Genomic DNA, 23,384 nt, shown 5'->3' with positions numbered 1-23,384 from the left:
ATGAGTTGTATCATACTTTTTAACGCTTTTCCCTTCACTCGAAGATCTTATTTTACCATTTTAAACCATTCAGTAATTCCCTCAGCTAAAGCTTGTGACATTTTTTTTTGTTCTTGGGGGTTAATAGATTGTTCAAATTCGTCGGGATTACTCATGAAACCCAATTCCAGTAATACCGAAGGTGCAGCATTTGGTCTAGTTAAGGCTAAATTATTCCAAAACACACCGTAGGAAGGTCGGTTGAATTTTTTAACTACATAGTTATGTAAAAATATTGCTGGACTGTGGGACTGGGTATGATACCAAAAAGTACCAAAACCTTTAGTATTTTCCGCGTCACCATTATCGGGTAAAGAGTTATGATGGATAGAAAGAGCGATCGCTGGTTCTTCTCTACTTATTATCTCCATCCTCTCCACCAAAGAAACATCCCGATCATCCTCCCTTGTCATCACCACCGTTGCCCCCCGCTTCACCAACTCATCCCGCAGCAACTTAGAAACAACTAAATTTACATCTTTTTCTAAATACCCCGTTGGTCCACTAGCACCAGATTCCTTTCCCCCATGACCAGGATCTAGTAAAATTTTAATATTAGACAACGGTTTACGTCGATTATTCCCCATCACAGGCGGTTGACGCAGAGTTAAAACCAGAGTTGTATTCTCATATTTCAGCTTATAACCCCACTGTTGAGGTTTTTTGAGGTTGAAGGTGTAATTGACCTGTGTAGGAGTCACCTGTTGCCAATCTAGGCGAGAAATTAGGGGGTTATCATCTAGGCGAATTGTGTCAGTTTGGGCAGTGGTATTATAAAGGCTGAGAGTAAAAGAATTATCACCCTGCTGTACACTCACAGGAACAGGAATTTGTAACGGGAAGCGGATTTCCATTGCACCGGGAACTTGACGAGATGCCACACTGCGAATTATCGTCTGTGGTGGAATAGCGCCGGGGAGAGTTTGGGTTTCCTTGCCATTAATCCAAGCACCATAATCTAAACGTAACCAATCACCATCTTTCCCTGTCACCGTCAACCTCGTTCCTTGGGGTAAAGGTGTGAGTCGAGAATAATCGGTACTAGAACCGGTACGGGCTACCCCAGAAGGTACTGTCACCTCAGCCACAGGTAACTGTCCAGGGGTGAGGATTTGGACTTTTCCTGGACTTGGCTGAGTGATTTTTTGTCCATTCAGAGTTAAATTAAATTGGGGTTGACCTAAATCACCAGGATTTGTAAAGGTCGTGCAACCTTGATATTTGCTAACATTAGAAATACTAGCCTGATTCAGCCCGGTTAAAATACTGGAATTAGCGGGTAAATCTGCCTTTGACGGTTGAGGTAAAAGATTAATAGTTTGACTAGCTAGTTTAACAGAAACATTAGCTTGCAAAGGCGCGATCGCACTAAAACAAATTAGTTCTCCTGGTAGTCTAGCAATATCGACAGAGGGAGTCAGGGAATCCTTGGCAAAACCTAACCCATCTGGTAACTGAGGTTGAGTAGAAAGTCTTGTTACCTTAATCTCTCGTTCCTGATTTTGGTGACGAATTGTAAATATATTTTCTCCCAATTGTAAGGGGAAACTAGGGGAAAAATGACCAGCCTTGTTACGCTTAACTGGTTTACCGTTAATCAAAACCTGTCCATTTACTGGTGCTGTACCGATAAAAAATATTTTTTCTGTACTGGTTTGGTGTTTGGCTGGGGGATAAACTATTAACAGTGATGCTTGCGGTTGCGCCCAGGCCAGGGAGGAGGCGAAAATAAAGCTAAATATTACCAATCCTAAGAGTTTTTTCATAGCAAAAATACGAAATATCTATAGTAACTCATTGAGACGTAAGGAAGTTTCAGAAGTTTCAGTGCATTTTCCCATAAATCTGCCATGATACCATGAAAAATCAAATACTTTTATCGCCATACAACTCTAGGATTTACGCACAAGTCACTGAAAAACAAACCACAGAGGCACAGAGGTCACAGAGAAATGAGGTTTTGAAAGATATTTTGGGTAAGTCCTGAACTTAATTTCCAACTTAGGCAACAAAAAAGTCAAAAAAAATATCTACAGTAGTAGTAGTAAATCTAAATATTTTTTCAACACGGCAATGGAAAACCAACCATCTAACAAACAAAATTTTACAGACACCACTACATCCCCCTGGAAAAAGAGACTTGCTTCTCTATCCCTAATTCTATTGGGTTCAGGTATGACATTAGCTGGTGGATATATAGGAAATAACCATCAACAAATGTCTAAAAAGGCATCTGATTTTGCTGTCAGTCGGGTAAATGCTGCCCCTGTATTACCAGCTAACGCAGATCCTAACTTTATTACTCAGGTAGTGCAGAAGGTGGGTCCAGCAGTGGTAAGAATAGACTCATCCCGTACCGTTCAAAGTCGTGTACCTGATGAATTTAATGATCCCTTTTTCCGACGCTTTTTTGGTTCAGAGTTTCCAGTAACACCAAGAAACCGAGTAGAAAGAGGAACCGGTTCTGGCTTTATTTTAGATGGTGACGGACGGATTCTCACCAATGCACACGTTGTTGATGGAACAAATACGGTAAAAGTTACCCTAAAGGATGGACGTAGCTTTCAAGGTAAAGTTCTGGGTAAGGACGAATTAACCGACGTTGCAGTGATCAAAATTGAAGCGAAAAACCTACCAAAGGTAAGTATAGGCAATTCTGATCAACTACAAGCAGGACAATGGGCGATCGCGATCGGTAATCCCCTTGGTTTAGATAATACCGTAACTACAGGCATTATTAGCGCCACCGGACGTTCTAGCAATCAAGTTGGTGTTCCCGATAAGCGTGTGGAATTTATTCAAACCGACGCAGCAATTAACCCCGGTAACTCTGGTGGTCCTTTGCTAAATGCCCGTGGTGAAGTCATCGGTATGAACACTGCTATTATTCAAAGAGCGCAAGGATTAGGATTTGCCATTCCTATTAATACCGCACAACGTATTTCTAATCAACTCATAGCCACAGGTAAAGTACAACATCCCTACTTGGGAATCCAAATGGTCGGTTTAACCCCCGAACTCAAGCAAAATATCAACTCAGATCCTAACAGTGGTTTAACTGTAACCGAGGATAAAGGGGTATTAATCGTCAAAGTTATGCCTAAATCCCCAGCAGCTAAAGCCGGGTTACGTGCTGGAGATATCATCCAAGGTATCAACGGTAGCCCAGTAACAGATGCTTCTAGTGTCCAAAAAGCCGTAGAAAACACCCAAGTTGGCCGAAATTTGAGCTTACAATTGCGTCGCAACGGACAAAATATTCAAGTATCTGTCAGCCCTGGTGCTTTCCCCGCTCAGTTACAATAGTCTAGGATCTAGCAGGTGACACCAAATTTCCTATAAATACCCTAGAGACGTTCCATGGAACGTCTCTACATTCAAGAAATGGGATTAAGAATTAATGTATCCTGTTTTTTCCTGGAGGTATTTAACAACCGTTTTGTATGAATCTAAGTTACTAACGGGGTGAAGTATAAAAGGTTGAGTAATATCAGGCAACCAAAAAGTTAATCTACCGTTCTCTTCATAATAAAAAGAATTGATCGAATTAAGATTAATTATGTATTCATTTTTCTGGTAACTTATTTTCACCCAATAAGCATCATTTAATTCCGCGTTTTTTAAATATTCTGTATATTCAAAAATTTTCCTATAATCCTCCAAATTACTAACAGGATTGACTACTATAGGTACAGCACAATCAGGCAGCCAAAATGTAACTCTACCGTTATTTTCATAACAAAAGGTATTAATACGGTCAAAATTAATTACATAAACTTTCCTTAAATATTGAATCTTTTCCCAGTATGCCACAAAATTGCCTCTTGACCCACTGTATATTTTTCTGTTTGCTACAGTAATTTTACACAGTATACAGCAAATTATTCCCAAGTCTAGATTTTTTTGGCAATTTTCCTAAAATGGAGTTAGTTATTGAACTTGGTAGTTGATGATGTATACTAAAAACCGTTGGGACATGGACTTTTACAAAATTACGAAAAACCCAAATTTGTAGGGTTTTAGCAGTGATCACACGTGTCAACTTAAGCCCCAGCGACTGGAAGTCGCGGCTACACAAACAAAGTCCGCCTTCGCGGACTCAGGAAAAATCGAGGGTCTGAAACCCACGGAGGTGGGTTTTGCCTGTGTAGATGCGGTTTTTAACCGCCGATTTAATCTTAAGTTGACACGTATGAGTAGTGCTAAACCCTTACCCAGAGAATGAAATGATTAAGCCGTGTTTAGTATATTAAGAAACTTTAACTGGTGTTGGTTTCTCGGTCATGGGGTGAGTGAGGGATATTGCAGCTTGCATGAACCCTTGAAATAAAGGATGAGGGGTATTAGGACGGGATTGAAATTCTGGATGGAATTGACAGGCCAAAAAGAACGGGTGATTTGGATATTCGACAATTTCCACTAAGCGTCCGTCGGGAGAAGTGCCGCTAACAACATAACCAGAATCTAATAATTGTTCGCGGTAGACATTATTAAATTCATAACGATGGCGATGGCGTTCATAAATCACTTCTTCTTGATATAGTTGGAAAGCCAATGTACCAGGAAGAATCCGACAAGGATATAATCCTAAACGCATTGTACCACCTAAATCTACTACATCTTGCTGTTCTGGCAATAAGTTAATTACTGGATCTATAGTATAGGGATCAAATTCGGCACTGTTGGCTTTGAGTAATCCTTCGACATTTCTAGCCCATTCAATTACAGAACATTGCATCCCTAAGCATAAACCTAAAAAGGGAATTTGGCGATCGCGTGCGTACTTAATCGCTGCAATTTTGCCATCTACGCCCCGAATACCAAAACCGCCGGGGACAATTATACCATCAACACCAGCCAAATAGTTTTCTGGTGATTCAGTTTCTAAGACTTCGGAATTTATCCACCGCAAACGCAAATCACCATGAGTAGCAATAGCAGCATGACGCAAGGCTTCTACCACGGAAAGATAGGCATCACTTAATCTCACATATTTACCAACAATGGCAATTTCGATGCTGTATTTAGGACTATACATCCGTTCTACCATTGTTTGCCAATGGGTCAAATCTGGCTTGCGTCGTTCCATTTGTAGCAAATCTAAGGCTCTATCTGCCAAACCTTCCCGTTCCATTGTTAATGGTACTTCATAGATACTGCTGGCATCTTGGGCAGCAATCACACATTCTACAGGGACATCGCAAAATTCTGATAATTTTTGTTTCAAGCCGACTGGGATAGGGCGATCGCTACGGCAAACTAAAATATCTGGTTGAATGCCAATGGATCTCAATTCTTTGACAGAATGTTGAGTAGGTTTGGTTTTCATCTCCCCGGCCGAAGCAATCCACGGCAACAGTGTAACGTGCATATACAGAACATTTTGCCGTCCCACTTCTTTCCGTAACTGCCGAATCGCTTCTAAAAACGGCAGAGATTCAATATCTCCCACCGTTCCCCCAATTTCTGTAATCACAACTGCGGGATTGGTTTCTTTGGCAACTCTCAGAATCCGATCTTTAATTTCATTGGTAATATGGGGAATCACCTGGACTGTACCACCATTGTAATCGCCCCGGCGTTCCTTATTGATGACTGATTGATAAATCAAGCCAGTAGTCACACTATTTAACCGTGACATCGAGGTATCCGTAAACCGTTCGTAGTGACCCAAATCTAAATCTGTTTCCGCACCATCTTGGGTAACAAATACTTCCCCATGCTGAAAAGGACTCATTGTGCCTGGATCAATGTTAATATAAGGGTCGAGTTTAAGAATCGACACGGAATAATCCCGTGATTTAAGCAGCCGTCCCAAACTTGCTGCTACAATGCCTTTACCAATACTGGAGACAACCCCTCCAGTCACAAAGATAAACTTAGTCATAGTATTTTCAATTTCTAGCAACTTCTAAAAATACGTCCCGTCTACATTTGGATAAATCAGGGTTTTCCTGTTGTATCCACCATCCTTTCTTGGTCATTGTGCCACAGTAGTTAATCAGAAATCTTCTGTGTTTCCATCGTGAAAAAGCTTTTAGTTTCAGTAGTATTGACTTATTTTTTCTCCTCCTCTGTAGCTTATGCACAATCATCCCTTGTAGTAGTTTTTCCACCAATAAACTACCAAACCAGTACAGAAAAAATATTTTTTATTGGTACAGCACCATCAGATGAGCAAGTTATAATTAATGGTAATCCAGTTAAGCGTCACAAAATCGGTCATTTTTCCCCTAGCGTCCCCTTAAAGTTAGGGGAGAATACATTTACAATTCGTCACCCAAATGAAGAAGGTGAGATTAAGGTAATTAGACGTTCTCTAGATCCTGAGTTATCCCAAGGGGTAGCTTTTGCTAAAGATTCCCTCACTCCCTCTGTTGATCTTGCCAGATTACCAGGTGAACTAATTTGTTTTGGAGCGATCGCACGTCCTAATGCTATTGTCTCAGTTAAACTGAATAATCGAACTATTGCTCTTTTATCTCAACCAGCACAGGCTCAACTACCTGCTAATATTAGTGTGTTAACGGGAAAAAATGCTCCTATTACTGCTAATTTTAGCAATTACCAAGGTTGCACAACCTTTACAAATCCTGGAGATTTAGGGCAACCCCAATTTAATTTAACCCTGAATGGTCAAACAATCACTCAATCAAGTCCAGGAAAAGTTCAAATCCTCACTCCTGAACAGTTACCTGTGGTTGAGGTGACAGTACCTTCTGGAGTAGCCCGTACTGGTGCTAGTACCGATTATTCTCGACTTACACCTTTACCCCAAGGAACTAGGTTGACGGTGACAGGGAAAGATGGTGATTGGTTACGTTTAGATTATGGTGCTTGGATTAATAGCCAGGAAACCCAAACTCTCCCCGGTACTATTCCACCACAGACGATAATTCGCAGTGTGGCATCTCGTCAAGTCCCCGGTGCAGTAGAAATCCGCTTCCCGTTACAAGTTCCTGTTCCTGTGAGTGTACAGCAGGGTGATAATTACTTTACTCTCAGCCTCTATAATACCACTGCCCAAACTGACACCATTCGTTTAGATGACAATCCCTTAATTTCTCGCCTAGATTGGCAACAGGTGACTCCTACACAGGTCAATTACACTTTCAACCTCAAAAAGCTCCAACAGTGGGGTTATAAGCTGAAATATGAAAATACAACTTTGGTTTTAACTCTGCGTCAACCACCGATGATGGGGAATAATCGACGCAAGCCTTTGTCTAATATTAAGATTTTACTAAATCCGGGACACGGTGGTAAAGAATTTGGTTCAAGGGGAGGGAGGGGCTATTTAGCAAAAGATGTAAATTTGGCGTTATCGAAGTTGCTGCGGGATGAGTTGGTGAAGCGCGGTGCAACGGTGGTGATGACAAGGGAGGATGATCGGGATGTTTCTTTGGTTGAACGTCAGGAGATAATTAATCGAGAAGAACCAGCGATCGCTCTTTCTATCCATTATAACTTTTTACCTGATGATGGTAATACTGAAAAAATTAGGGGGTTGATGAGTTTTTGGTATCATCCCCAAGCACACAGCCCTGCAATATTTTTACATAATTACTTGGTTAACAAACACCGTGAACCTTCCTATGGCGTGTTTTGGAATAATTTAGCCCTGACTCGTCCCTCAACTGCACCTGCGGTTTTATTAGAATTTCGTTTGATGAGTAATGTTGATGAATTTGAGGAGTTAGTCAACCCTGAACAACAGAAGAAAATCGCAAGGACTTTGGCTGATGGGGTAACTGAATGGTTTAAGATAGTGAAATAAACTTGGTATTGCTTTGAGAATTGTAGTTTTTTACCAATATAATCAATGTCCCAACCATTTTTAATATAACTAGCCAAAAGTTACAGCAAATTGTCATCAAACCTGGAACAAGAACCCCACCCCCAACCCCCTCCCCGCAAGCGATGAGGGGGCTAGGATGCAATACGGTTCGTTTAAGGACTGTAGAGACGTTCCATGGAACGTCTCTACAAGGGTTTCCGGCTGATGAATTTGTTTAACCGAACTGTATTGGGCTAGGATGTACCTTATATGATTGGAAATCGCTGTAATTACTGGAGTTTAGACTTAATGGTTGCTAATAATTGGGCAATTTGCTGATTAATAGTTGTGACATCAAATCGCAAACTAGCGTTAATTTGGGCGTTTTTAGCTATGGTTGCGGTTTTTTCCGGTTCTTGTATACAGGCTGTAATTACTTGGGCTAATTCTTGGGGGTTCGCTGGTGTGACTAAAAAACCATTGATTCCCTGTTCTACTAATTCTACTGCTCCACCGGCTTTAGCTGCAACCACTGGTCTGCCAGAAAGCATGGCTTCTACAATCACTCTACCAAAGGGTTCGGGGGCAATGGATGTATGTGCTACAAGGTTACAAGCTGCCATTAATTGGGGAATATCTGAGCGAAATCCGAGAAATTTCACCCGATTTTCTAATTTTAATTCTTTTACTTGCTGGTGTAATTGTTGAATATAGTCTTGTTCCCCAAATAGGGCATCACCAACTAAAATAACTGTTGTTTCTGGGGGACAGTTGGTTAAGGCAGATATTAAAATGTGCTGTCCTTTCCAAGGTGCAAGACGGCTGAAGTGTCCGATGATAAATTTTGATTCTAGTCCTAATTCTGTTCTGGTTTTTTGAATTTCAGTTTCGGGAATTTGATAAGTTTGGGGAGTAAAACCATTGTAGACTACTTTTACAATGCCTGATTTTCCTCCCGCTTGGATAAAGGCTGTTTTACTCGCTTGGGAGTTGGCAATTACTAAGGATGCAAAGCGATTTGCTAGGGTAATGGCTACATTAAGGTTAGTTTGGCTAAAGTGTTCTTTAGAAAGGATATCATGTAGATGATACACTAGGGGACGACGGGCGAAAAAACTAGCGATCGCTCCTATAACTAAGGCTTTTTGTGTGTTAGCATAAATTAAGTCATATTCTTGAGCGCGTTGAATTACTTTTTTAATTAAAGGTACTAATTGCCCTAAACTAAATAATGCTTGGAATAAGCTACTGTCTTTACTTACTTTAATGGCTTGAGTTCCTAAAACCTCGACTGGGATAGAATGTTGTTGAAGTAAAGTTTTAAAAGATCCATCTGCGAATAATCCTACAAGTGCTTTTTCACGATATGGTTTGGCGATATCTATTAAACACAGTTCTGCACCTCCTGGTTTACCGCTTTGGTCTAAAAAAAGAATTTTCATGAGTTTCACAGAAGTAATTAATTAAGATAATAAAACTTGTCTTACTTGTTGAGATATATTAGTCCAATCGTAGTTTTTAACTGTGTAATTACGACATTCTTCTCTGGTGGGTAAGGCAATTTTTTGTAATATTGCTTGTTCTATTTTTTCCGCTATACTTTCAACAGAAATTGAGTCAGTAATTAAATCTGGTGAAAAGTTTTGTAATATTTCTGGCATTCCTCCGACTGGGGTGCATACAACCGGAGTTCCACAAGCTAAAGATTCGATCACTGCTAACCCAAATCCTTCAAAAGATTGACTCGGCATTACTGTTAAATCAGCAGCTTGATAAGCTACAGGTAATTGTTCATCTGGTAGAAAACCTAAAAATTTAATATTGTTTTCTAGTCCCAATTCTATGGCTTGTTGTTGTAGCATGGTTTGGATATGACCACGACCAGCTATCGCTAACCAGATGTCAGGAATTGTTTGTTTAATGATTGCTAAAGCTTGTAACAATTTATCAATTCCCATCCGATGAACTAGACGACGGGATGTAAATAATATAGGTCGATTAGTAGGCCAATCTAACTGTATTCTAGCTGCTTGAGGAGATAAATTGGTTTGAAAGCGATTGATATCAACTCCACCAGGGATAATGTGAATTTTACTCCAGGGAATTTGGTAATCTTGGTGTAAAATTTTGCCAAAGGCTTGACTGAGGACAATGAAGCGATCGCACTTTTGATAAGTGTTTTTTTCCACTAAGTATTTTTTGATTAAAATGCTGAGTTTTTTATTAACTGCTTCTTGTTTACTCTCCCAAGCCCAGGGTCCATGAAAGTTAAAGGTAATGGGTACATCTTTGGGTAAAAGATCCAAAATAGGAAAACTATATAATGCAAAGTGTAAATTAATTGCATCAGGTCTACTAACTCTTGTTTTTTGAAAGTTGGTACGAATTGATGATAACCTTTGCCAAATTGGACTATCTGGATTAGCTAAGTTTGTGAGTTTAACTGGTGTATTTTCTGGAGTTTCTGGTAAACCAACTCCACATAATTCTACTTGGTCTTGAGTATCTACTAATTTATGGGTTAGTTCATAAATATACCTTTCTAATCCTCCTGGAGTTTTAGGAAACCATCCCGTTCCTAAAGTCAGAATAGATGCAGGTGCTAAATCATATTTTTTTTTGTTATCTTCCACTTATTTATCTCCATAAATTGCGTTTGTATCTGTTTGCTTTAACACCGAATCAAAATAGTTTTTAGATTTAGTAGCAAACTAACACTGGTAATACTTATCATCTATAAATTATGATTGTCATTGTTATATTTCCTAGATATTGATCTAAATCTGGATAGAAATAAAAAATCAAGTAATGTATCTAACAAACCAAGAATAATGCAAAATTAAAACAACGGTTAATCGTCAAAACCCTCATTTTATAGGCTTACTACCAGAAATATAACAATTATAGATGTAAATTTATCAAGACTACTCAAGATTTAAAAAATATTTTTTTGATAAAGTTTTGGTGAATAATCTTATTTTTCAGATGGTTTTTGCTAGTTTATGTATATTCTCTTGGAAGTAATATTGTAGGTCGCTAGTTAGGGAAAATCTGATCTGATTCCTGAGTAAACAACTAGCTGACTTGGTTAATGATCTGGAATTATTAGCCGAAATTTGCTGTCTCTTTTGCTGTGCTATTTACCTAATCATGAATATCCCCAAAATGATGCTTAAAGAATTTTGATTTTAGCACTTTTATGAGAAACAGATTTATGCCACAACTCGTCCAATTTCGCCAAAGACTCAATCACTACATCAAGAATTTATTTCCGAGTAGATATTGGCAGAAAAAACAAATTCTCAAAATCTTACTAGGTCTAATCTGTGGAATCCTTGTGACTTTTGTAGGTTCTAAAATGGACTGGGCTGTGACTAAACCGCCTGGATTCACCTATACAACTTCTTGGATTGGTAATACAATTGGCAATGGGAAACTGCGGGTACAAAATAATATTGAGGGAATGTTTGTAACGCCTGATGGTACTATTTATACGAATAGCCATTGGGATGAAGCGGGTGCAGAAGCGGGAATATATAAAGATGGTAAACCAATTGACCTTCTGGATGATACCCACGGTTGGAATCGTCTTGGTGGTAAAGCAGTAACGAGAGATGATAAGTATATTTACATGGCGATGATTCAAGGGGGGATGAATCACAAAACCCAGGATTATCCGCCGGAGGGTAAAAATTGGTACTGTGTCAGACGCTATGATCTAGAGGGAAAACCCGCACCGTTCAAAGGTGGACGTGGTTGGGATAAAAGTATGTTAATTGCCAGTGATACCAGTGAAGTAACGGGATTAGCGATCGCTAATAATCAGTTATTTGTCAGTAATGCTGAAGCCAATCAGGTTACTATTTACGACACTGATAAAATGGAGGAAATAAGGAAATTTACTGTTGCTAGTCCCCAAGCGATCGCTGTTGATAAACAAGGAAGTCTTTGGACGATTCAACGCAGAGATGGAGATAAATTTGGTAAGATTGTCCATTATTCGCCCACAGGAACGAGATTATCAGAAGAAATTAAAGATGTAATCACACCAACAGCGATCGCTCTTGATTTTCAAGGTAAACTGTTAGTTACAGAAAATGGACCCCTTCAGCAAGTGCTGATTTACAACATCAAAAATTCTCAACCTGTACAAATCGGGACAATTGGCAGCAAAAATGGCATTTATAGTGGCGTAGCAGGTGAGGTACAAAATTCCAAACTTTACGGTTTAACCGCAGTAGGTGTGGATGGTGCTGGCAATGTCTATGTCAATAGTAATGGCTTTAACCATTCTGGGACAGACTTGAGGAAATTTTCACCATCAGGAAAAATGGAATGGAAATTACTAGGATTAATATTTGTCGATAATGCCGATGCAGATCCTAAAACCGATGGTGTAGATGTATTTACCAAACAAGAACGATACTTGATGGACTACAGCAAACCCGCAGGTAAACAATGGACATATAAAGCTTACACCCTTAATCCCTTCAAATATCCCCAAGATCCACGTTTGCATACATCCCCAGATGGTACATTTGTGCGGCGAATTAAAGGAAAACCTTATTTGTTCCTCACAGATATGTACAACAGCTTTCTAGAAATCTATCGTTTTCAACCAGCAACAGACGGTAAAATTGCCATACCTGCGGGGATGTTTGTGGGTACAAATGAAAGCAATAAACCATCCATTAAAGGTGATTGGCCACCCTCTCAACCAACAACAGGAGAATGGATTTGGCGTGATGGTAATGGTAATGGTACTTTTGAATCAACAGAATACGATCGCCATAAAGACTATCCCTACATAGGAGGATGGTGGGTAGATAGCAAGGGGGATGTTTGGAAAACTTTGCGAACAAAAGATGGCATTCGTCACTATCCATTACAAGGAATAGATGCCAAAGGTAATCCCATCTATACCTATAAATCCATGGAAAAGGACACAACTCCCGTCATGTTTACCGACTTACGGCGACTTGAGTATTTTCCAGAAACAGATACAATGTATTTATCTGGTTTTACAGCAGAACATCCAGCCTTTGAAGACGATGCCAAAGTTGTAGGATCAGAAATTGCCCGTTTTGACAATTGGAGTAAGGGAAATCGCACCCCCCGTTGGCGAACTGTAGTCCCTTACGATACCACTGGTAAGCGGGAAGTTTCTACATCATCCATCAGTGCATCTGGTGATTATGTGTTTACTGTCACCACAAAAACCGCCGAACTCTATGTTTATCAAGCATCAACAGGAAATTTAATCTATAGGTTAAAGCCAGGTCCAGAAGTTGGTGGAGAAAGTGGTTGGATTGATATTCCCTACGGTATTCGCGCCTTTCGTCGTTCTAACGGTGAATATTTAGTGTTCGCTGAAGAAAATTGGAAAGGAAAGGTACTTGTGTATCAATTGCCCATTTAAGCCACTTTAAGATTTTGGGCGGTTAGAAACCGCATCTACACAGGCATGGCGCGTAGCGGCTTTCCGTAGGAAAGGCCACCTCCGTGGGTTTCATTAGTTTATTAGTCCACGCAGATTTTTGGCGGTTAGAAACCGCATCTACACAGGCAAAACCCACCTCCGTGGGTTTCATTAGTTTATTAGTCCACGGAGGTGGACTTTGTTTTTGTAGCCGCGACTTCCAGTCGCCAGGGCTTGAGTTAATATTATAGCAACCGCCAAGGTGGTTAGGACATCAATTGTTAGGGCAGGTTGACGTAAGCTATTGATGAAAGGAGTTTCACAACAGGGTTTTACTCCTGACTCCTGACTCCTGACTCCTGCTATAAAAAATTATGACCAGTCCTTAGATAGATTTATAGATCCAGTATTTCGTTCCATTAGTGAGAGTACATACAGGGTTTAACTTTTTACAATCAAGATTAGAGATGACTGTCAGGAGTGTGATGTCATGCTATTTAAAGACCGACAAGAAGCGGGTCAATTATTAGCAGAAAAATTAAAACCTTATGCCGATCGCCCAGACGTGACAGTATTAGCCTTGCCCAGGGGAGGTGTACCTGTAGCTTTTGAAGTAGCCAAAGCCCTCAAAGCCCCCTTGGATGTTTTGGTAGTCAGGAAATTAGGTGTACCCAATCATGCAGAATTGGCCATGGGTGCGATCGCCCCTGGGGGAGTACGGATACTGAATCAGCAGATAGTCCAAGAAGAACATATCACCGATGATGCGATCGCGAGAATCGCCATTCAAGAAGAAAGAGAACTAGAACGACGGGAATACCTTTATCGTCAAAATCGCCCATTTCCTCAACTTCGAGGGCAAACAGTGATCTTAATAGATGATGGTTTAGCTACCGGCGCAACCATGTGGGCCGCAGTAGTCGCAGTTCGGCAACAGCAACCAGCACATATTATTATTGGTGTACCAGTCGCATCCCCAGAAACCTGCCAACAATTAGCCGCAGCCGTAGACGAAATAATTTGTATCCACCAACCCAAATCCTTTTACAGTGTCGGTCTTTGGTACGAAGACTTTCCTCAAACCAGCGATCGCCAAGTTCAAGACCTACTCCACCAAATAGAACCAGTTATTGTCCATTAGATCTAAAAACATGAAAATTCCACCTGAAATTACCTATCGCAATTTAGAAAAAACAGATGCGATCGATGCCCTAGTTCAGGAAAAGATTAGCAAATTAGAACATATTTGTAATTACATCAGCAGTTGTCGCATAGCCATCGAAAAAGTGAGCGATCGCCCCCGTAGTGGTTCACCTTATCGAGTCCGAATTGATCTTACTGTTCCCCCAGGCCATGAACTCGTAGCAGAAAAAAATCCCAGTGAAGGAATCCAATACGAACCCCTCAATGCAGTAATTCGAGAAGCCTTTGATGCTATGCGTCACCAGCTATCTAAACTTACCCAACTTCAACGTCCTAGTGAACAAGCCAGCAGAGATGAAACAGCACAAGAAACTACAGGCTTCGTCACCAAACTATTTCGAGATCAAGGTTACGGTTTCCTCAAAACCTTAGACGGTCAAGAAATCTACTTCCACCGCAACAGCATCTTACATAACCACTTCGATCGCTTAGAAATTGGTACCGGAGTCCATTTTTCCTTAGAACAAGGTGAACAAGGGCCCCAAGCCAGCACCGTTAAAATCATCGACAAACCAGGTGTCCGTGCCGGTAAATCAGACCAAACCCTCATTCAACCCCCCTTAGATTGGAGACAATAACAGAGTGAACACCCAAACCAATCAACTCCAACAAACTGCTTCTCAAATCTTGGCCGCCATGTTGTCAAATCCCCACATTTACCCCCAAATTAGTGATGCAGGAGGGCGTGGAACAATGGAACAGAAACTAATAATAGTCGCCATTGAAATAGCAGAAAACCTAATTAACCATCTTGAAAATAACCATCAACCAAGCTAAAAATAACATCTTCTAAGAGGTTGTTTTAAAACTTTTTCCTGTGGGATATGACATCCCCAGATCCCCCTAAATCCCCCTTAGAAAGGGGGATTTTGAGAAATCTCTTCTAAGAGGATGTTTGAAAAGTTTTTGGCGAATATAATAGAGCCTCCGGCACGCTAATGCGAACGCTACTACACAAACGAAGTCCACCTGTATGGACTAATGAAAAATCAGGGCTTTTGAACCCACGAAGGTTGGTTTTGTCTGTGTAGCCGCGTTCGCATTAGCGTGCCGGAGGCTCTATTATAATCGCCAAGGAATGTATGAATTTAGACTTTTCAAACAACCTATAACAGAATAAGTAAGTCAGCGTTCAAATTTGTCGATTGTAGGGTGGGCAATGCCCACCAAAACCCGGTCTTAGAACTTTTCAAATATCATTAATGATTTCCATAGCAGAATAACTTTATGAAAAGGTTAACTTTATATTAATAGAAGAATAAAAAATCTTGTGTTGAATAAACCCCAATTTAAACAATAAAAAAAACTGTTATTACTTAACAAATGTGCATAAGAAATGGCATAATAATTAGTAACTAATCACACTGATGATAGTTAGATTAAACAAAGTTCGTCAAACTTTGTTATTTCATCACACTACCCCTTAATATATCAGCAAAACTACTTGCATGAACAAAAATGATTTGAACTTATGATTAAATTCATCTGGATATCTCCATTATCCTACCAGTAAAACTTCTCCCCTCGGTGAAATTGCCTAGATCACACAATTCCCAAATAATTCTTCCATCTATTTTGTAGCTTCCTTTTGTCTTACCGTGAACTAAGAGGTAATTTTATGGCATCTATTAATGAGATTATTCTGAGAAATACAAATCCTTTTAGTGACATTGACTCAGTTATAAGTTGGCATAAGCAGGAACAATCAGAATCCACAGTTGATTATATTCATCAAGAAGCATTTGTCACAATTGAAGCTTTACTAAATCAAGTTATACAAGATCACCGTACACGCACAGTTCTGATTAATTGTCATAGTGGTTCTGGTAAAACCTATTTACTAACTAGACTGAGAAAGCAATTTCACTTCAAATCATATTTTGCTTATATACCTCCCTTTCCTGATCGTGAGTGGATTTGGCGGCATATTCTCCGTTATACAGTTGATAGTTTGACACAACCATCAGAAGATAGCCGAGAATCTCAACTATTAACTTGGTTATCTGCTATGAAGCAAAGCAACACCAAGGAACGAATGTTCAGAGATGAGCTATTAGAGTTTTGGCGAAGCGATAAACAGAAATTTATTAACAAACTCAAAGAAATATATAAACAGGTCAACATTTATGATCCTGATACTTTCTTTGGCATACTCTTCGATTTGACTAATTCAGACCTTTATCCTTTAGCTTGTGGCTATTTGCGTGGTGATGATTTAAGCGAAGAATCTATGCAAGCATTAGGAATTAAAAAAACGATTGATACCGAAACAATAGCACGGGAAACCTTAGTCAATTTAGGTAAAGTAGCTGGTGATAATCAACCTATAGTCCTGTGTTTTGATCAAATAGAAAGTATTGGCTGCTTACCAGATGGCTCAATAGATTTACCAGCATTATTCACTGTCAATACCAAAATTAGAGACGAAGATCATAATTTTTTGATTATCATCAATATTTCTAACCATACTTGGGAAGAAAATGAATCGAAAATTAATCAGATCCAGCAGTCTCGGATTAATCAAAAAGTAGATTTATTAAATATTACCTTAGCACAGGCGGAACTAATCACATCTTCTAGACTTGCTACCATCCATTCTCAATCAAATCCTCAACCACCTTCACCAATTTATCCTTTAACTCGACAAATATTAGAAAAAGAGTTTCCTGAAGGAAGAACCAATCCTAGAGACCTAATCATTTGGGCTAGTAATATCTTTAAAGCCTATAAAAAATGGTTAGCGCAAGGTAATAAGCGGGGTGATTTCAACATTAATAAAGATCATCAAAGCTTAGAGGAAGAACATTTAGAGTTATTAGCAAACTTCAAAGTTAAATGGCGTGAAAGATTTACTACATTCCAGTATGATATTACACGAATTAATCAATTATCATCCCCTGAACTGATTCAAATTTTAAATGAAGCCTTAGTTGGTTCAGGAATAACAAAAATCACAAATCCCCTGTTTATTAGAACAAAGTATGCTGGCTATTCTTTAGGCTATGAATTACCAAATAAATCTGAAATGTTAGGAGTTGTTTGGACAGAAGATCCTAACAATATAAGTTTGTTTTATGTGATGGAAGCCTGTAGGAAAATGCTAGAAAAAAATAAATCTATCAAGATGTATCTAATTCGTGCAGAATCTTTAGGAAGTCCAGGTAATAAAGGTTATGAAGCTTATGAAGAGATTTTTACTAATTCTCGTCATGTTCACATTATCCCCAATTTAAATTCTGTTCACTACTTGGTTACTTATAACAGCTTTATTAGAGATGCTCGTGAAAGAGATTTGGTAATTGGTGGTAAGATGATTGATTTAGTTGGTTTACAGTCTTTAATCAATGAAACTAAGGTTTTACATGATTGTGCTTTATTGCAGTCTTTAGGGGTTGTAACAAAACCACCTGAGTTATTTGAGTCAGATAGTCAAATTGGTGCTAAAGATGCTTTTAAACCAATGAAATCGAAAAAGGAATTGGTAGATAGTAAGGATTACATTTTGAATCTAGTAGCAACTCAATATTTTTTGAGTAGACAAATTTTAATTCAAAACACCTGTATTCATTTTCCAGAATTGAAAGAATCTCAAATTGATGGATTAGTTCAACAGTTATGTTGGGAGAAAAAGGTGAAGATTATTGGACATAAAGCCCCACCAGAGTCGCAGTTAGTTTGCATCTTTCAAGAAGGGTAAAGGGTCAATTTTTGCGCTGAATACAGGAATTATGTCTCATGCAGAGACGCAAAAGAAAAGTCTAGCCATTGCCTATATCCGTAACACTTTTCAGCTTGTTATAAGTTTCTTTCCCAAAATTATCAATTTTATGTTCACCTGGTTTAGTAGATTTTTCGAGATTATTCCAAGTTAATTTTTCACCAGGCTGTCGCCAAGAGTTAATAGCGTTTAATGCTGCTTTTATGTTGGTAATTTTCATTCCATAATGTTTTAATTCGTTTGTAATATCTTCATCTGTTGCTATTAATAAATCCAGCTTTTTAGCTGGGGGATCTGAAGTGATATCTTTGATAGTACGTTTTTCAGGAATTATTGTAAGTTTTTGAATATCAGATGATAAATTTTCAATCTTACTTTCAATTGATCTCAATTTTTCATCATAATCTGATTTGCTATTTTCAGCAGTCAGTTTTTTAATAAGTGGGGTAAGTATTTGAATAATGGATGATAAATCTTCAATCTTACGAAAATTAGAAAATAGTTGTTGTATTTGAGTATGAATTGGTTTTAGCTTTTGTTCAAATAAAATACCAATATCTGTTTCTTTGCTTCTATTTTCAATTTTTTCACTTTCATTTGCATTACTAACTAATAACTGCATTTCTTGTTTAGCAATAGCAGCTTGTTCATCAGTCATATCAAATACCCAGACCCAGAGCCTTTCAATATCCAGTTCTTTAGCAACTAAACACCAATCAGCCCCATAGACAAGCTCATATTCTTCTTCTTCGCTATAAGCTTCAGTTCGTCGGACAATTAAAGGAATTAAGTTAGTACCTTGCTGGATAAGACTACTTTTTAGGTATTCTTGTCTTTCTAAAGAGATTTCTACAATTTCAGAAGAAGGAATAGCAATTTGGAAAGTGTAAATTTGTCCGTGGGAAATTGGTTTAATCCGTAAACGATCAATAATTGAATTACTGGTTTCTAATGATGTCATTTTTGTTAGTCCTGATTTTTAGTAATAGAAATTAAGTGTTTTGCCAGTTCAATATAGCAACTAAAAGCATCCTGGGCAGATTCTTTATCTTTAGCAGTTAAACGATTATCAAATTCTGCATAACACAATGGATATCCTTTATCTTCATCTGCCACATTAGAAACGATGTTTAAGCGTGGTATCCATGTTTTTTGTGGAAACAATTCTATAGTTTTGTTCTGAGGATTATTAGCAATTATATCATGGATTTTTTGAGCCATGTTAGCAGTATTTTTATTAGCATTTCTATCATACATACTAACTGCAATACCCAAAATTGGCAAAGATTCATCTCTAGATTGATCTAGTGCAATAGTTCTATTGATAACATACTCTAATGCTCTAATGGGATAAGGAGATAAATGAGTAGGAATTAATATTCCTGTTGAAGCCATTAATGAAATAGTATTAGCTTTACCAAAAGATGGTGGTGGATCGATTAAGATATAATCGTATTGATCTTGATATTTCTTGAGTTTCTTGGCTAATACACGATCAATATCCGGTGTCATAATCAACATCGCTTCCATTTCACTTAATCGAATATGAGATGGAATAATATCAAGTTCAACATCATCAAACTGTTTATGAATTACTGTATCTTCTACGGTAGTTCTTGGTTCAGTTAATAAATAACTAATATCTTTCTTGCCTTGCTGTTCAACATCTTCTAAAGGATCTATTCCTAATCCCATCGTTAAGTTAGCTTGAGGATCAATATCTATTAGCAATACACGTCTACCTAATTTGTTAAGAGCAGCAGCAAGATTGATAGTTGTCGTCGTCTTACCTACTCCACCTTTGTTATTAAATACCGTAATAATCATTGCTTTTTTATCCTTTTTAATTTCTGGTAACATCTCTTTTTTTTGGGTAACTTGTTCTTGTTGAACAGGAGTGTTTTTAGGTTTATCGAATAAGCCAAACATATTTTCTTGCTCCACTGCTTTGGAAATTAAATTTAAGAATTGCAAACGAATATTTTGTTGATTTCTATAAAGACTTTCATTAAAACTTAAATAAGTTTTTTTAGATAAAATTTTGTAAAATATCCTTTTTTTGTCAATAAGCATGACTTGGGAATATTCAACAAGTGTTGTAATTTTATCATTATGATTATACAGTATACGAAATTCATACCCATTAGTTAAAAGACCTAAAACAGCGCCAGTTCGACGTATATATTTATTAATTTGCCAAACACTATGGGATATTTTTTTAGACGGTGCTTTTACTTCAATAACTAAATAAGCTGGCTTTGTTAAAACTGTATCTGGCTGACCTACTAAGAAATCAAGTTTAGACTGTAAAACTACTAACTGAGATTGCCAATCTTCACTACTGTAACCTAGAATACTTAACATAGGAACTATAACTTTTTGTTCTACATCGGATTCATTGCTGCTCCGACTGATCCCATTAAAAATACGTGTAAGGTTAGAGTCATTCTCAGCAGTCATACTAATACAGTGAGGCAATCAACTTTACAATTGTATCTGCTTATGGTTTCTTTGTAGAAAAGGTTGTCATACTTTTTTAATAAAATGTAACATACCCTACACTATATATTTTCAGAGTCTATAAATCTATCTTTTACTATATAATCCTGACTAACAGATGCGTAAAATATCACTAAAGCTATTTTTTCACATCTACCAAAAGGCATAAGTTAGTTAAAATTTAAATTCATCAGAAAAAGTGTACGCTACCTAAACGGGAAAGCGTAATTAGAGGAGTTAACCAATGGGATATGTAATTGCGACCGCAAATATGAAAGGTGGAGTTGGTAAAACTACACTCACCGTCAATATAGCTACTTGTTTGGCTAAAAATCACGGAAAACGGGTACTTGTTCTCGATTTAGATAGTCAAATTAGTGCTACACTCAGTCTGATGTCGCCTGTGGATTTTGCCAAACGTCGCAAACAAAGAAAGACATTTAGGTATTTAATAGATGAAGTAATTAATCCTGAACCAAATTCTAAATTGATCATTCAGGATATCATTCAACCGCAAGTTTGTAATCTCCCTGGATTGGATTTATTGCCAGGAGATATTGACTTATACGATGAATTTGTGGTTTCAGAAATGCTCCATAATCAATCTGTTGCTTTAGGTGAACAGGATTTTGAAACGATTTGGAATCGCTTTGAACGAGTGTTGATTAACAACATTTTAAAAACAGTGCGTGATGAATATGATTTTATTCTTTTAGATTGCGCTCCTGGCTATAATCTCATGACTCGCAGTGCTTTAGCTACCAGCGATTTTTACATTTTACCTGCTAAACCTGAACCTTTATCTGTGGTAGGTATTCAATTACTAGAAAGGCGTATTGCTCAATTAAAAGATAGTCACGAACATGAAACTAAAATCAATATCAAAATGTTGGGTATTGTTTTTAGTATGTGCAATAATAATCTTTTAACTGGTAGGTATTATAAACAAGTAATGCACCGAGTTGTAGAAGATTTTGGTGTAGAAAAAATTTGTCAAGCGCAAATACCAGTTGATGTAAATGTTGCTAAAGCTGTTGATAGTTTTATGCCTGTTGTGTTAATGAATCCTGGTTCTGCTGGTTCTAAGGCATTTTCTCAATTAACTCAGGAGTTGTTACAGAAATTGTAATGTTAAAATTCTAGGGACTTGGGATAAACTAGGGGCAGGAAAAAAGGACAGGGGCGTATTGTAATACGCCCTTATTTTGCTTTACACAGGTTGGTTTTATTCTGTCCACCTATTTAAAACGGATGATTTTATCTGTTAAACTATTCTTATTTAAAAACACAAAATGAAAAAATAAAGTTGGGGATAATGTTTATTCTACCTAATTTAGATGATGAACAGACGATCGCTATCGCGGAGGATCAGCACTCCAAAGAAATCGCTAACTATCTAAAAACCACAAATCATAGTCCTGAAAGTCTAGCTCAAGCATTCCATAACCGGGGTTTAGCAAAATTTCAGCGTGGAGATAATTTAGGGGCTATTGCAGATATAGAAACGGCTTTGCAGTGGGATGGTAATTTTGCCCCAGGGTATAATAATCGGGGGAATATTTTTCAGGTTTTAGGTAGATATACAGAAGCGATCGCTGATTACAACCGCAGCTTAGAAATTAACCCCAACTTTGCCCAAGCTTACTATAATCGAGGTTTAGTTTTTTGCCAACTCCAAGAATATCAAAGAGCGATCGCTGATTTCAACCAAGCCCTAAAACTCAATCCTGAAGACGTACAAGCCTACTGTGAACGGGGCTTAATATATAGTACATTGGGAGATGATCAAGGGGCAATTAACGACTATAACCGAGCCTTACAGATCGATCCCACCCTGGCTTTAGTCTACAGCTATCGGGCTAGAGAGCATCACCAATTGGGCAATTATGAAGGGGCAATCAAAGACTATAATCAAGCATTACAGATGAATCCTCGTTTAGCTACCGCATACTATGGACGGGGAATGGTACGGGAAGCTATGCAAGATTTACCAAGAGCAATTGACGATCATAGCCAAGCCATAGAAATCGCTCCTGATTTTGCTCTAGCATACTTGAATCGGGGTAATATTCACCGTTTGTTAGGAAACTTATCGGCAGCAATTCAAGACTATAATCAAGCATTAAAACTAGACTCTAATTTGTTAGAAGCATACTATAATCGGGGTTCTAGCCATTATATTTTACAAGACTTTGCTAGTGCGATCGCTGATTACAACCAAGCATTACAACTAAATCCCCAGTTAGAAATATTGTACAGCGATCGCGCCAATGCTCATTATGCTTTAGGAGATTATCATAGCGCCATCAAAGATTACAATCGAGCGATCGCTATTAATCCTAACTTAGCCCAAGATTGGTTTAATCGAGGTCGTAGTCATCTACTTTTACAAAACCTACAACCAGCACTTCAAGACTTAAACCAAGCCTTACAACTCCAACCCCGTTATGCTTTAGCTTATCTAGTCCGCGCACATATTCAGCGCAACTTAAACAATGATCAAAAAGCAATTGAAGACCTGCAAAAATCTGCTGATCTCTTTTATCAAGAAGGAAATATGCAATATTATCAAGAAATCCTCAACTTACAGCGAGTTAGATAAAAATAGTTTGTCTGAATCAGGATAACCAGGATTTTAGGATGTACAGGATTGTAGTTTATAGCTTTTCTGTGAATATTGAATCCTCATGAATATTAATTCTATCATTTATAAAAACCATAAGTGATCA

At 38.2% G+C, this 23,384-nt stretch carries 16 protein-coding genes; 9 read left to right on the top strand and 7 right to left on the bottom strand.

All coding sequences use genetic code 11. From position 1 onward, the window contains the following. Positions 1–47: 47 nt before the first annotated feature. Positions 48–1,805, bottom strand: coding sequence for an N-acetylmuramoyl-L-alanine amidase (locus VB711_RS04895; RefSeq protein WP_323284613.1), 1,758 nt, complete (start codon positions 1,803–1,805; stop codon positions 48–50). Positions 1,806–2,112: 307 nt separating this feature from the next. On the opposite strand from VB711_RS04895, the gene VB711_RS04890 reads away from it, so the two are divergent. Then, the gene (locus VB711_RS04890) at positions 2,113–3,345 is read left to right on the top strand and encodes an HhoA/HhoB/HtrA family serine endopeptidase (RefSeq protein WP_323284612.1); all 1,233 of its coding nucleotides are present in this window, start codon (positions 2,113–2,115) and stop codon (positions 3,343–3,345) included. A gap of 84 nt (positions 3,346–3,429) precedes the next feature. Here VB711_RS04890 and VB711_RS04885 read toward each other — a convergent pair whose 3' ends face one another. Then, positions 3,430–3,852 carry a hypothetical protein gene (locus tag VB711_RS04885; protein ID WP_323284611.1) on the bottom strand — a complete coding sequence of 141 codons (423 nt, stop codon included), beginning with the start codon at positions 3,850–3,852 and terminating at the stop codon, positions 3,430–3,432. Between the two features lie 436 nt (positions 3,853–4,288). Beyond that, positions 4,289–5,926, bottom strand: coding sequence for a CTP synthase (locus VB711_RS04880; protein WP_323284610.1), 1,638 nt, complete (start codon positions 5,924–5,926; stop codon positions 4,289–4,291). Between the two features lie 138 nt (positions 5,927–6,064). Here VB711_RS04880 and VB711_RS04875 point away from each other — a divergent pair, with 138 nt between their 5' ends. Beyond that, the gene (locus VB711_RS04875; protein ID WP_323284609.1) at positions 6,065–7,816 is read left to right on the top strand and encodes an N-acetylmuramoyl-L-alanine amidase; all 1,752 of its coding nucleotides are present in this window, start codon (positions 6,065–6,067) and stop codon (positions 7,814–7,816) included. Positions 7,817–8,106: 290 nt separating this feature from the next. Here the strand turns inward: VB711_RS04875 and VB711_RS04870 are convergent, their stop codons facing one another. Together VB711_RS04870 and VB711_RS04865 are read right to left on the bottom strand one after the other, a co-directional pair. Continuing rightward, positions 8,107–9,258 (bottom strand): glycosyltransferase family 4 protein, encoded by a 1,152-nt coding sequence (locus tag VB711_RS04870; RefSeq protein ID WP_323284608.1) that lies wholly within the window; start codon positions 9,256–9,258, stop codon positions 8,107–8,109. A 21-nt stretch (positions 9,259–9,279) separates the two neighbouring features. Further along, the gene (locus VB711_RS04865; RefSeq protein ID WP_323284607.1) at positions 9,280–10,449 is read right to left on the bottom strand and encodes a glycosyltransferase family 4 protein; all 1,170 of its coding nucleotides are present in this window, start codon (positions 10,447–10,449) and stop codon (positions 9,280–9,282) included. A gap of 566 nt (positions 10,450–11,015) precedes the next feature. Here VB711_RS04865 and VB711_RS04860 point away from each other — a divergent pair. The 5 genes from VB711_RS04860 (at position 11,016) to VB711_RS04840 (ending at position 18,135) form a co-directional block, all read left to right on the top strand. Beyond that, positions 11,016–13,235 (top strand): hypothetical protein, encoded by a 2,220-nt coding sequence (locus VB711_RS04860; RefSeq protein WP_323284606.1) that lies wholly within the window; start codon positions 11,016–11,018, stop codon positions 13,233–13,235. A 490-nt stretch (positions 13,236–13,725) separates the two neighbouring features. After that, entirely contained in the window at positions 13,726–14,376 is a 651-nt protein-coding gene (locus tag VB711_RS04855; RefSeq protein WP_323284605.1) for a phosphoribosyltransferase, read from the top strand. 10 nt (positions 14,377–14,386) lie between these two features. Next, the gene (locus VB711_RS04850; protein WP_323284604.1) at positions 14,387–15,016 is read left to right on the top strand and encodes an HPF/RaiA family ribosome-associated protein; all 630 of its coding nucleotides are present in this window, start codon (positions 14,387–14,389) and stop codon (positions 15,014–15,016) included. A 4-nt stretch (positions 15,017–15,020) separates the two neighbouring features. After that, entirely contained in the window at positions 15,021–15,215 is a 195-nt protein-coding gene (locus VB711_RS04845; protein ID WP_323284603.1) for a hypothetical protein, read from the top strand. An 841-nt stretch (positions 15,216–16,056) separates the two neighbouring features. Continuing rightward, positions 16,057–18,135, top strand: a complete 2,079-nt coding sequence (locus VB711_RS04840) for an ATP-binding protein (protein ID WP_323284602.1) — start codon at positions 16,057–16,059, stop codon at positions 18,133–18,135. A 61-nt stretch (positions 18,136–18,196) separates the two neighbouring features. On the opposite strand, the gene VB711_RS04835 is transcribed toward VB711_RS04840, so the two are convergent. Together VB711_RS04835 and VB711_RS04830 are read right to left on the bottom strand one after the other, a co-directional pair. Then, complete coding sequence (locus tag VB711_RS04835; protein ID WP_323284601.1) at positions 18,197–19,117, bottom strand: hypothetical protein; 921 nt, start codon at positions 19,115–19,117, stop codon at positions 18,197–18,199. Between the two features lie 5 nt (positions 19,118–19,122). Continuing rightward, positions 19,123–20,616, bottom strand: coding sequence for an AAA family ATPase (locus tag VB711_RS04830; RefSeq protein WP_323284600.1), 1,494 nt, complete (start codon positions 20,614–20,616; stop codon positions 19,123–19,125). A gap of 283 nt (positions 20,617–20,899) precedes the next feature. Between VB711_RS04830 and VB711_RS04825 the strand changes: the two genes are divergently transcribed. Then, positions 20,900–21,784, top strand: coding sequence for a ParA family protein (locus VB711_RS04825; protein WP_323284599.1), 885 nt, complete (start codon positions 20,900–20,902; stop codon positions 21,782–21,784). A 186-nt stretch (positions 21,785–21,970) separates the two neighbouring features. Next, positions 21,971–23,257, top strand: coding sequence for a tetratricopeptide repeat protein (locus VB711_RS04820; protein ID WP_323284597.1), 1,287 nt, complete (start codon positions 21,971–21,973; stop codon positions 23,255–23,257). The last annotated feature ends 127 nt before the right edge of the window (positions 23,258–23,384 follow it).

It is taken from the genome of Cronbergia sp. UHCC 0137, assembly GCF_034932285.1.
Lineage (GTDB): Bacteria > Cyanobacteriota > Cyanobacteriia > Cyanobacteriales > Nostocaceae > Cronbergia.
This window is presented reverse-complemented; position numbering and strand designations above follow the sequence as displayed.